This is a genomic window from Dietzia sp. DQ12-76 (genome assembly GCF_014145045.1).
GTDB lineage: Bacteria > Actinomycetota > Actinomycetes > Mycobacteriales > Mycobacteriaceae > Dietzia.
Genome location: NZ_JAALDV010000307.1, coordinates 3,956 through 13,888 on the forward strand (window position 1 = coordinate 3,956; position 9,933 = coordinate 13,888).

Annotated in this window: 9 protein-coding genes; 8 read left to right on the forward strand and 1 reads right to left on the reverse strand. The window is 70.2% G+C overall.

What is annotated here, in order from left to right; genetic code table 11:
* Together G6019_RS17345 and pntB are read left to right on the forward strand one after the other, a co-directional pair.
* Positions 1 to 670 (forward strand): proton-translocating transhydrogenase family protein (locus tag G6019_RS17345; RefSeq protein ID WP_241726000.1); only part of this gene is annotated, 670 nt, incomplete at its 5' end.
* Positions 671 to 674: 4 nt separating this feature from the next.
* On the forward strand, positions 675 to 2,099 hold the full coding sequence (gene pntB, locus G6019_RS10960; protein WP_107755259.1) for a Re/Si-specific NAD(P)(+) transhydrogenase subunit beta: 1,425 nt from the start codon (positions 675 to 677) through the stop codon (positions 2,097 to 2,099).
* A 95-nt stretch (positions 2,100 to 2,194) separates the two neighbouring features.
* On the opposite strand, the gene G6019_RS10965 is transcribed toward pntB, so the two are convergent.
* A complete protein-coding gene (locus G6019_RS10965; protein ID WP_107755260.1) occupies positions 2,195 to 3,580 on the reverse strand; it encodes an ammonium transporter in 1,386 nt (461 codons plus the stop codon).
* Between the two features lie 403 nt (positions 3,581 to 3,983).
* Between G6019_RS10965 and glnT the strand changes: the two genes are divergently transcribed.
* The 6 genes from glnT to G6019_RS10995 form a co-directional block, all read left to right on the forward strand.
* A complete protein-coding gene (gene glnT / locus G6019_RS10970; RefSeq protein WP_241726002.1) occupies positions 3,984 to 5,276 on the forward strand; it encodes a type III glutamate--ammonia ligase in 1,293 nt (430 codons plus the stop codon).
* 84 nt (positions 5,277 to 5,360) lie between these two features.
* Entirely contained in the window at positions 5,361 to 6,266 is a 906-nt protein-coding gene (locus tag G6019_RS10975; RefSeq protein WP_182613030.1) for a glutamine amidotransferase, read from the forward strand.
* 94 nt (positions 6,267 to 6,360) lie between these two features.
* The gene (locus G6019_RS10980; protein WP_194305646.1) at positions 6,361 to 7,110 is read left to right on the forward strand and encodes a protein glxC; all 750 of its coding nucleotides are present in this window, start codon (positions 6,361 to 6,363) and stop codon (positions 7,108 to 7,110) included.
* Positions 7,111 to 7,189: 79 nt separating this feature from the next.
* Entirely contained in the window at positions 7,190 to 8,524 is a 1,335-nt protein-coding gene (locus tag G6019_RS10985) for an FMN-binding glutamate synthase family protein (RefSeq protein WP_182613032.1), read from the forward strand.
* Positions 8,525 to 8,620: 96 nt separating this feature from the next.
* The gene (locus tag G6019_RS10990) at positions 8,621 to 9,277 is read left to right on the forward strand and encodes a helix-turn-helix domain-containing protein (RefSeq protein ID WP_182613033.1); all 657 of its coding nucleotides are present in this window, start codon (positions 8,621 to 8,623) and stop codon (positions 9,275 to 9,277) included.
* Positions 9,278 to 9,412: 135 nt separating this feature from the next.
* Positions 9,413 to 9,933, forward strand: a 521-nt coding sequence (locus tag G6019_RS10995) for a M28 family peptidase (protein WP_182627582.1), incomplete at its 3' end; no start/stop codon positions are given.

The following is a 9,933-nucleotide window of genomic DNA, read 5'->3' on the forward strand; positions in this document are numbered from 1 at the left end:
TGGCAACGTCGAGGGCAGCGTGGCGGACGAGGTGGTGGTGACCGAGAACGGCGTGACGATCATCGGGTACACCGACCTGGCCGGACGCCTGCCCGCGCAGGCCTCGCAGTTGTACGGCACCAACCTGGTCAACCTCACCAAGCTTGTCACCCCGGACAAGGACGGGCGGTGGTCGCTGGATCTGGACGACGTCGTCCAGCGCGGGGTGACCGTGGCCCGGGACGGGGAGGTCCTGTGGCCGCCCCCGCCCGTGCAGGTCAGCGCGGCGCCCGCCGCGGCGGCCGCCGAGCCGCTCGAACCGCCCGCCGAGAAGAAGAAGCTCTCCCCCCGGGCCAGGCTCGGCCTGATCGCCACGGGGATGGCGCTGCTCCTGCTGCTCACGGCCGTCGCGCCCGGAGACATCCCGCGCCACATCACGGTGTTCGTCCTGGCGATCGTGATCGGGTACTACGTGATCGGCAACGTCCACCACGCGCTACACACACCGCTCATGTCGGTGACCAACGCGATCTCCGGCGTGATCGTCGTGGGCGCACTGCTCCAGATCGGGATCGACAACACCGTCGGTCAGGTCCTGGCTACCATCGCGATCCTCGTCGCGTCCATCAACGTCTTCGGCGGATTCGCCGTGACGCGCCGCATGCTCGGCATGTTCTCGAAGGGAGCCTGAGGAGATGTCACTCGTGACCGCCGCCAACGCGGCCTACCTCGTCGCCGCGCTGCTGTTCATCATGTCCCTGGCCGGCCTGTCCAAGCACGAGACCGCCCGCCGGGGCCTGAGCTTCGGCATCGCCGGCATGGCGCTGGCGCTCGTGGCCACCGTCGCGCTGGTGATCGACCACCATCCCGCCACCACCGGGATCGTCCTCATGGTGGTCGCGGTGCTCATCGGCGCGACGCTGGGGCTGCTGCGTGCCCGGCGCGTGCAGATGACCGAGATGCCCGAGTTGATCGCCCTGCTGCACTCCTTCGTGGGCCTGGCCGCGGTGCTCGTGGGGTGGAACGGGTACCTCGAACCCGAGCTCCACGGTGACCTCTCCGGCGCGCTGCTGGACATCCACCACGCCGAGGTGTTCATCGGCGTGTTCATCGGCGCCATCACCTTCACCGGATCGATCGTGGCCTACCTCAAACTGTCGGCGAAGATGAAGTCCGCGCCGCTGGTGCTGCCGGGCAAGAACCTCATCAACGCCGGGATCCTGGTGGCGTTCGTCGCCCTCACCGTCGCGTTCGTCATCACGCCGGCGCTGTGGATGCTCGCGCTGGTCACGGCCCTTGCGCTGGCCCTGGGCTGGCACCTCGTGGCGAGCATCGGCGGTGGCGACATGCCGGTCGTGGTCTCGATGCTCAACTCGTACTCCGGGTGGGCAGCGGCCGCGACGGGATTCCTGCTCGGCAACGACCTGCTCATCGTGGTCGGTGCACTGGTCGGTTCCTCGGGTGCGTACCTGTCCTACATCATGTGCAAGGCGATGAACCGGTCGTTCATCTCGGTCATCCTCGGTGGCTTCGGCATCGAGGCCGCCGCGGGCGAGGGCAGGGACCACGGGGAGCACAGGGAGATCGACGTGGCCGGCGCGGCCGAGTTGTTGGCGGGCGCCTCGTCGGTGATCATCGCCCCGGGGTACGGCATGGCCGTCGCGCAGGCGCAGTACCCCGTCGCGGACCTCACCCGCACTCTGCGCGAGCGGGGCGTGGATGTGCGCTTCGCCGTGCACCCGGTCGCGGGCCGCCTGCCCGGTCACATGAACGTGCTGCTCGCCGAGGCGAAGGTGCCGTACGACATCGTGTTCGAGCTCGACGAGATCAACGACGACTTCACCGGCACCGACGTGGTCCTGGTGATCGGTGCCAACGACACCGTCAACCCGGACGCCGCCGAGGACCCCGGCAGCCCGATCGCGGGTATGCCCGTGCTCCACGTGTGGGAGGCGACGGACGTGATCGTCTTCAAGCGATCCATGGCCGCCGGGTACGCCGGTGTACAGAACCCCCTGTTCTTCCGCGACAACACCCAGATGTTGTTCGGCGACGCCAAGGACCGTGTCGACGACATCCTGGGCGCGCTCAAGGAGCAGCCCGTCGGCGCGGGCGGATAGGGCTGTTCGCAGGCTCTCGGACGACGACGAGGAGGCGGCCCCACGCGGGACCGCCTCCTCGTCGTCGTACGGGGTGACCGGGTCGTACGGAAGGACTAGGTCGAGGACGCGGGCGGCGACGCCGTGGCCGCCTTCGTCTCCCCGGCCTCGCCGACCGCCGCGGCGTCGGTCCCGAGCCCGTCGCGCTCGAGTGCGCCGCCGTCGAGCCCGTCGCGCTCGAGTACGTCCTGGAAGTACGCCATCTCGCGGTGGTAGGCCTTGTCCAGGCCCTCCCGTTCGTCCTCCTCGGTGACCCGCAGGCCCATCGTCTTGTCCAGGACGAAGGCGATGAGCAGGGTGATGGTGAAGGAGTAGGCGAGGACGGCCGCCGTGGCCAGGGTCTGGGCGCCGAGCTGTCCGAACCCGCCACCGAAGAGCAGGCCCGCCTCACCGGCCGGGGAGGCGGGATCGGCGATCACACCGATGAGCAGGGTGCCGATGATGCCCGCGACCATGTGGAGTCCGGCCACGTCGAGGGAGTCGTCGTACCCCAGGCGGTACTTCAGGCCCACCGCGTAGTGGCAGACCACGCCGCAGATCAGGCCGATCGCGATGGCGCCGAGTGGGCTGACCGCCGCGGCGGCCGGGGTGATGCCCACCAGTCCGGCGACGAGCCCGGACGCCACACCGAGGGTGGTGGGGTGCTTGGCGCGGACCTGCTCGGTGATCATCCAGGCCAATGCGCCGCACAGCCCCGCGACCACGGTGTTGAGCGCGGCCACCGCGGCCGTGTTCCCCGCGGCCACGGCGGAGCCGGCGTTGAAACCGATCCACCCGGCGAAGAGCATTCCGGCGCCGAGGAACGTCAGGGGGATGCTGTGTGGCCTGCTGATCGTGGGGAAGCCGGCTCGTCGGCCGAGCACGAGCACCAGGGCGAGGGTCGCGACTCCCGCGTTGATGTGGATCGCGGTGCCGCCCGCGAGGTCGATGGCCCCCAGGTTGTTGGCGATCCACCCACCCGTGACCGAACCGTCGTCGGAATCGAACGCGAACACCCAGTGGGCCACGGGGAAGAACACCAGCACCGGCCACACGATGGCGAAGACGAGCCAGGTGGAGAAGCGCATCCTGTCCGCCACACCGCCGGCCACGAGGGCGACGGTGATCCCCGCGAACAGCATCAGGAACCCGGCGAACAGTGCGGGTGGTAGGCCCGGGGCCGCGGGTTCGGCCATGATGCCCCGGAGTCCCAGGTACTCGAGGGGGTCGCCGAGCAGGCCTGCGCCCCCGACCGAGTCGCCGAATGTCAGCGAGTACCCGATCAGGACCCACAGCACGGCCATCACGGCGACCGCGCCGATCGTCATCATCATCATGTTGAGCGTGCTGCGGATGCTGACCATGCCGCCGTAGAACAGGGCCAGGCCGGGGACCATGAAGGCCACCGCGACCATGGCCGCGAGCACCCAGGCGGTGTCTGCCGCCGCTATGGCTACGTCCATCTCTTTCTCTTTCCTCTGAGGCCACTCCCGGGCGGGGCGACGTGGGGACCGTGCGTTTCACAGTGTGAACCTTTGTTGCTTTCTGCCAGGTACCGCGCCAGTTTCCATTCGGTTACCGCGCGGCGGACGCACCTGGCCTCGTGCCCGAGTCTTCGTGATTGAGCCAGCTCAGAAGCGTCCCCGACGGCCGGTAATCCGTAACACCGAGGTAACCAACCCCTCGTTTAGCCGCAGTATATTTTGACCACCAAGCAGAAACAGTGGATCAGGAGACGTCATGACAGTCACCGCAGACCCCTCCGCCGGGGTCGCCGACCGCGCGAACGGCGCGCGCAGGCAGTCGTCGTTCCCGGCGCTCGACTCCGACCGTGACCGCCTGAGCGCCCCCGGCGCTCTCGCCCGGATGGTCGCGGACACCGGGACGAGGTTCGTGCTGGCCGTGTTCACCAACCTCAGGGGCAAGCCGTGCGCGAAGCTCGTCCCGGCCTCCGCTGTCGACCAGCTCGAGGCCGGGGAGCTCGGGTTCGCCGGATACGCGGCCGACGCGATCGGCCAACAGCCCAGGGATCCCGACCTCCTCGTCGTCCCCGACCCCCGCTCGTTCACCCCCCTTGGCTTCATCAAACCCGGGCTGGCGCTGGTGCACTGCGATCCCTGGGTGAGCGGGGAGCCGTGGCGCTTCGCACCGCGCGTCATCCTGGGGCGGATGCTCGCCGACGCGGCGACCGACGGACTCGACCTCAAGGTGGGGGCCGAGGTCGAGTACTTTCTGGTCCGCAGGAGCGATGACGGGTCGCTGCGCACCGCCGACCCCAGGGACGACGAGTCCCACCCGTGTTACGACGCCCGGGGCGTGACCCGCATGTTCGAGCACCTCGCGGGTGTCTCGGACGCGATGAACGTCCTCGGCTGGGCCAACTACGCCAACGACCACGAGGACGGCAACGGACAGTTCGAGCAGAACTTCGCCTACGACGAGGCGATGGTCACCGCCGACCGGGTCATGACGCTGCGCTACATCATCTCCATGCTGGCCGAACAGCGGGACATGATCGCGACCTTCATGCCCAAGCCGTTCTCGGACCGGACCGGATCGGGAATGCACCTTCACATGTCCCTGTGGCGCGACGGGCACCCGGTGTTCCCCGCGGTCGGCGAGGACTCCTACGGGCTCGGGCTCTCACCCGTGGCGTACTCGTTCATCGCCGGCGTGCTCACCCACGCCGCCGGTATGCACGCGATCCTGTGCCCCACCATCAACTCCTACAAACGTATCGGCGCACGGACGACGGCGTCGGGGGCCACGTGGTCGCCCACGGACGCGACCTACGGCGGCAACGACCGCACCCACTACCTCCGCGTGCCCGACGGCAACCGCGTGGAACTCCGCGGCGGCGACGGCTCCGCCAACCCCTATCTGGCCATCGCGGTGCAGCTGGCCGCCGGTCTCGACGGGATCCGGAGGGATCTCGACCCCGGCGTCCCGGCAACGGTCGGCGAGGCCACCCACACCCTTCCCCCGACCCTGCTCCACGCCGTGGAGGAGCTGGGGAGAGACGAGGTCGTCCGCGCCGCACTGGACATCGGTGGAGACGGGGTCGCCGATTACTACGCGGATCTCAAACGCGAGGAGTTCATCTCCTGGCACAACACGGTCACCCAGTGGGAGATCGACGAGTACCTGACCGCGTTGTGACACGCCGCGGCCCCCCGCCGCGCGGCTGTATCGCCCGACCCGACAGACACCACCCCCAGACCCGACAACACCAGGAGAACCCCCATGTGCGGCATCGTCGGACTCCACCTGCGCGACCCGGATCTCGAACCCCGGCTCGGCGACCTGCTCACCACCATGCTCGGCGAGATGACCGACCGCGGTTCGGACTCGGCCGGCGTCGCCGTCTACGGCAACCCCGACTGGACCCCGGCCGGATCGGCCACCGTCACCGTGCTCGCCGACCTCACCGACGGCCTCGACGCCCGGACCCTGGCCACCCGTGTCGGTGACCACCTGGGGCGCGAGGTGTCGGGCCGCGAGCTGGGGGCCACCGTCCTCCTGACCGCCGGAACCGACCCTCAGACCCTCGCCTCCGCCGTCCGTACCGCCCTCCCGGAGGCCGTCCTGGTGGGCCTGGGCACCGAGCTCGCCGTCCTCAAGGGCGTGGGACTGCCCCTGGAGCTGGCCTCGGGCTTCGGCCTACCGGGGGCCTCGGGATGGCAGGGCGTGGGGCACACCCGCATGGCCACCGAATCGGCGGTCACCCCCGCCGGCTCACATCCCTTCTCGGTGGGCCCGGACCAGTGCATCGTCCACAACGGGTCCTTCTCCAACCACGCCTCTGTCCGGCGCGAACTCGCCCGACGCGACATCCACTGCGACACCCTCAACGACACCGAGGTCGCCGCGCGGTTCGTGGCCGCCCAGATCGCGCTCGGCGCGGGGATCGACCAGGCACTGGCCGAGATGGCCGGCGTCCTCGACGGGTTCTACACGCTGCTGGTGTCGACCGCCGAGGAGTTCGCGGTCGTGCGGGACCCGATCGCCTGCAAGCCGGCGGTGATCGCCGAGACCGACCGCTACGTCGCCATGGCCTCGGAGTACCGGGCGATGGCGCACCTCCCGGGCATCGACGACGCACGTCTCTTCGAGCCGGAGCCGGGTCGCGTGTACCACTGGCGGCGCTGACCCCGCCCTCACGCAGCCCACCCACCGCGCAGCCCATCTACCGCGCAGCTCCACCGCAGCACCGCGGTGGAGTGCCCACCAGGAAGGAAGAACGATGACCGTGACGCCGGAACAGGCCTTCGCGCCGAGGGACCTCGGACCCGTCGGCGACGCGCCGACCGCCGCCCCGCACGTGATCGACGTCCGGGAGGCCGGGCTTCGCGAGACCAATCGGATCCTCCGGGAGTCCGACGGCACCGGCAGATACCTCCTCACCGCTCCCCGGGGGGCGCACGCGCTCGCCGTGGGCCTGACGGAACCGGACGAGGTCGTGATCGACGGGCCCACCGGGTACTACACCGCCGGGATGAACGACGGTGCCCACGTCACGGTCAACGGGAACGTGGGGGTCGGGGTGGCCGAGAACATGATGTCCGGGACGGTGCGGGTCACCGGGTCGGCCTCGCAGTCGGCCGGGGCGACGGCCCACGGCGGGCTGCTGGTGATCGAGGGAGACGCCGGCGCCCGGTGTGGCATCTCGATGAAGGGCGTGGACATCGTCGTCGGCGGCTCGATCGGTCACATGAGCTGCTTCATGGGCCAGGCCGGGCGTCTGGTCGTCCTGGGCGATGCCGGCGACGCCCTCGGTGACTCGCTCTACGAGGTCCACATCTACGTCCGGGGTCGCGTCGAGTCCCTCGGCGCCGACTGCGTCGAGAAGGAGATGCGGCCCGAACACCACACCGAGCTCCGGGAGCTGCTCGACCGTGCTGCCGTCACCGGGGTCTCGACCGGGGAGTTCCGGCGCTACGGCTCCGCCCGCACCCTCTACACCTTCGACGTGGACAACGCCTCCGCCTACTGACCGCCCGCCGCACCCCCGACAGGAGCCCGACATGCCCTTCGACGGACCCACCCGATCCGACCAGGCCACCCCACCGCAGATGCAGACCGCCCCCGCCGACCCGGCCCTGCGCGAATCCGCCACCTTCCCGCGTTCGGTGATCCACGAGATCCAGCGCGCGGCCGCGACCGGGATCTACGACATCCGCGGCTGGGGTGCCAAGCGGAAGGTGCCGCACTTCGACGACCTGCTCTTCCTGGGCGCCTCCATGTCGCGCTACCCGCTCGAGGGATACCGCGAACGCTGCGACACCGACATCACCCTGGGCACCCGTCACGCCACGAAGCCCCTCCGGCTGGACATCCCCGTGACCATCGCGGGGATGAGCTTCGGTGCCCTGTCGGCGCAGGCCAAGGAGGCCCTCGGGCGCGGGGCCAGTGCCGCGGGCACCTCCACCACCACGGGTGATGGTGGGATGACGGCGGAGGAGCGCGGCCAGAGTTCGAAGCTCGTCTACCAGTACCTGCCCTCGCGCTACGGGATGAACCCCGAAGACCTCCGCAAGGCCGATGCCATCGAGGTGGTCCTGGGGCAGGGCGCCAAGCCCGGTGGGGGAGGCATGCTCCTGGGACAGAAGATCTCCGACCGGGTGGCACAGATGCGGACCCTGCCCCGGGGGATCGACCAGCGTTCGGCCTGCCGGCACCCGGACTGGACAGGCCCCGACGACCTCGCCATCAAGATCCTCGAGTTGCGGGAGATCACCGGGTGGGAGAAGCCGGTGTACGTCAAGGTCGGCGCGACCCGCACCTACTACGACGTCAAGCTGGCGGTGAAGGCCGGCGCGGACGTGGTGGTCGTGGACGGGATGCAGGGCGGCACCGCCGCCACGCAGGACGTGTTCATCGAGCACGTGGGCATCCCCACCCTCGCGGCGATCCCGCAGGCGGTGCAGGCCCTGCAGGAGATGGACCTGCACCGGAAGGTGCAGCTGATCGTCTCCGGCGGGATCCGCTCGGGGGCGGACGTGGCCAAGGCCATGGCCTTGGGCGCCGACGCCGTCGCGATCGGGACGGCCGCGCTGATCGCGCTGGGGGACAACGACCCCCGCTACGAGAAGGAGTACCGCGCCCTCGGCTCGGCGGCGGGGTTCTACGACGACTTCCAGGACGGGCGCGACCCGGCCGGGATCTCCACCCAGGACCCGGACCTGGCGCGACGACTGGATCCGGAGGCATCCGGTCGGCGCCTGGCCAACTACCTGCACGTGCTCACGATGGAGGCTCAGACCATCGCGCGGGCCTGCGGTAAGTCCCACCTGACCCACCTGGAGCCGGAAGACCTGGTGGCGCTGACGATGGAGGCCGCCGCGATGGCGCGCGTGCCGTTGGCGGGCACCGACTGGATCCCCGGCCGCGCGGGGCGGGAGTTGTAGATGACCGTCGTACCGGACGATCGGACCGGGGCCGGACCCGCGCCGGTCACGGGTGGTGACTTCCGCGGGGCGGCGACGATGACTACCGTCGAGGACATGGCAGCCGGCCGGGATGACGAGCGGAGGGTCGTCCACCAGGCGGCGCCGCGTGAGCTCCCCGTGGACGTGCCCACCGGCAACGATCTCGAGCGGATCATCGGCTTCCACGTCCGCAGACTGCGTGTGGCGGAGAACCTGGGGGTCGCGGAGATGGCCCAGCGGATCGGCATCTCCAAGGCGATGCTGTCCAAGATCGAGAACGCGCAGACGTCGTGCTCGCTGAACATGCTCGCGAAGCTCGCCACCGGGCTCGACGTGCCGGTGACCTCGCTGCTGCGCGGCGCGGACACCCGACGCGACGCGGTGTTCACCCCGGACGGGCAGGGGGCGACGATCGTCGGCCGCGGCACGTCGGTGGGCCACGACTACGAACTGCTCGGCGCGCTGCGGGGACCCAACAAGCGGATCGAACCCGTCCTGGTGACGTTGACCGCCGAGTCGGAGACCCATCCCCGCTTCCAGCATCCCGGCACCGAGCTGCTGTACATGCTCTCCGGCGACATGATCTACCACCACGCCGAGTCCGAGTACCGACTCCGCCCGGGGGACTCCCTGCTCATCGACGGGGAGGGCGTTCACGGGCCGGTGGCGATGCTGGAACTGCCCATACGCTTCCTCTCGGTGACCGCCTACCCCGACGGCGTCGACGGCTGAACTGCCCGGCCCGCCCAGCTCAACGCAGTCCGACCCACTCCGCTTCGCCCACGCCGCACCGTCCCCTCCGAGGGGGCGTGACACACCCGTACCTTCCGCACCGTCCGGACGTTCCGGACCCCCGAGGAGCCCGTCATGACCATCCCGGTCGCCACCACCGTCACCTCGCTGATGTCCGCGATCGCGGACGTCGGGACCGACCCGACGCGGGGCGGGTACAGCCGCCCCGTCTACTCCCGCGCGGAGCTGGACCTGCGCGAGTGGTTCCTGGCCGAGGCGGCCGCGCGGGGTCTGGACACCGAGACCGACCGCAACGGGATCATCTGGGCCTGGTGGAATCCGGCCGGCCATCCGCTGAAGGGGGCGGTCGTCACCGGCAGCCACCTGGACTCCGTGCCCGGGGGAGGAGCCTTCGACGGCCCACTCGGCGTCGCCTCGGCGCTCGTGGCGGTGGATCATCTCCGGACCCGCGGGGTGCGGCCCCGGCGGGCCCTGGCCCTGACGGTCTTCCCCGAGGAGGAGGGGTCACGGTTCGGCCGCGCGTGCCTGGGATCGCTGCTGTTCACCGGCTCCATGGACGCGGCCACCGCGGCGCGCCTGACCGACGACGACGGCACCACCTACGCCGAGCTGTGCGCCGCCAACGGGCTGGATCC

What these genes read in the sequence shown, in the direction of transcription:
- glnT (WP_241726002.1), top strand. Translation starts at nt 3,984, where the DNA reads ATGGTCGCGGACACCGGGACGAGGTTCGTGCTGGCCGTGTTCACCAAC.
- G6019_RS10985 (WP_182613032.1), top strand. Translation starts at nt 7,190, where the DNA reads ATGCAGACCGCCCCCGCCGACCCGGCCCTGCGCGAATCCGCCACCTTC.
- G6019_RS10990 (WP_182613033.1), top strand. Translation starts at nt 8,621, where the DNA reads ATGGCAGCCGGCCGGGATGACGAGCGGAGGGTCGTCCACCAGGCGGCG.
- G6019_RS10980 (WP_194305646.1), top strand. Translation starts at nt 6,361, where the DNA reads ATGACCGTGACGCCGGAACAGGCCTTCGCGCCGAGGGACCTCGGACCC.
- pntB (WP_107755259.1), top strand. Translation starts at nt 675, where the DNA reads ATGTCACTCGTGACCGCCGCCAACGCGGCCTACCTCGTCGCCGCGCTG.
- G6019_RS10965 (WP_107755260.1), bottom strand. Translation starts at nt 3,580, where the DNA reads ATGGACGTAGCCATAGCGGCGGCAGACACCGCCTGGGTGCTCGCGGCC.
- G6019_RS10975 (WP_182613030.1), top strand. Translation starts at nt 5,361, where the DNA reads ATGTGCGGCATCGTCGGACTCCACCTGCGCGACCCGGATCTCGAACCC.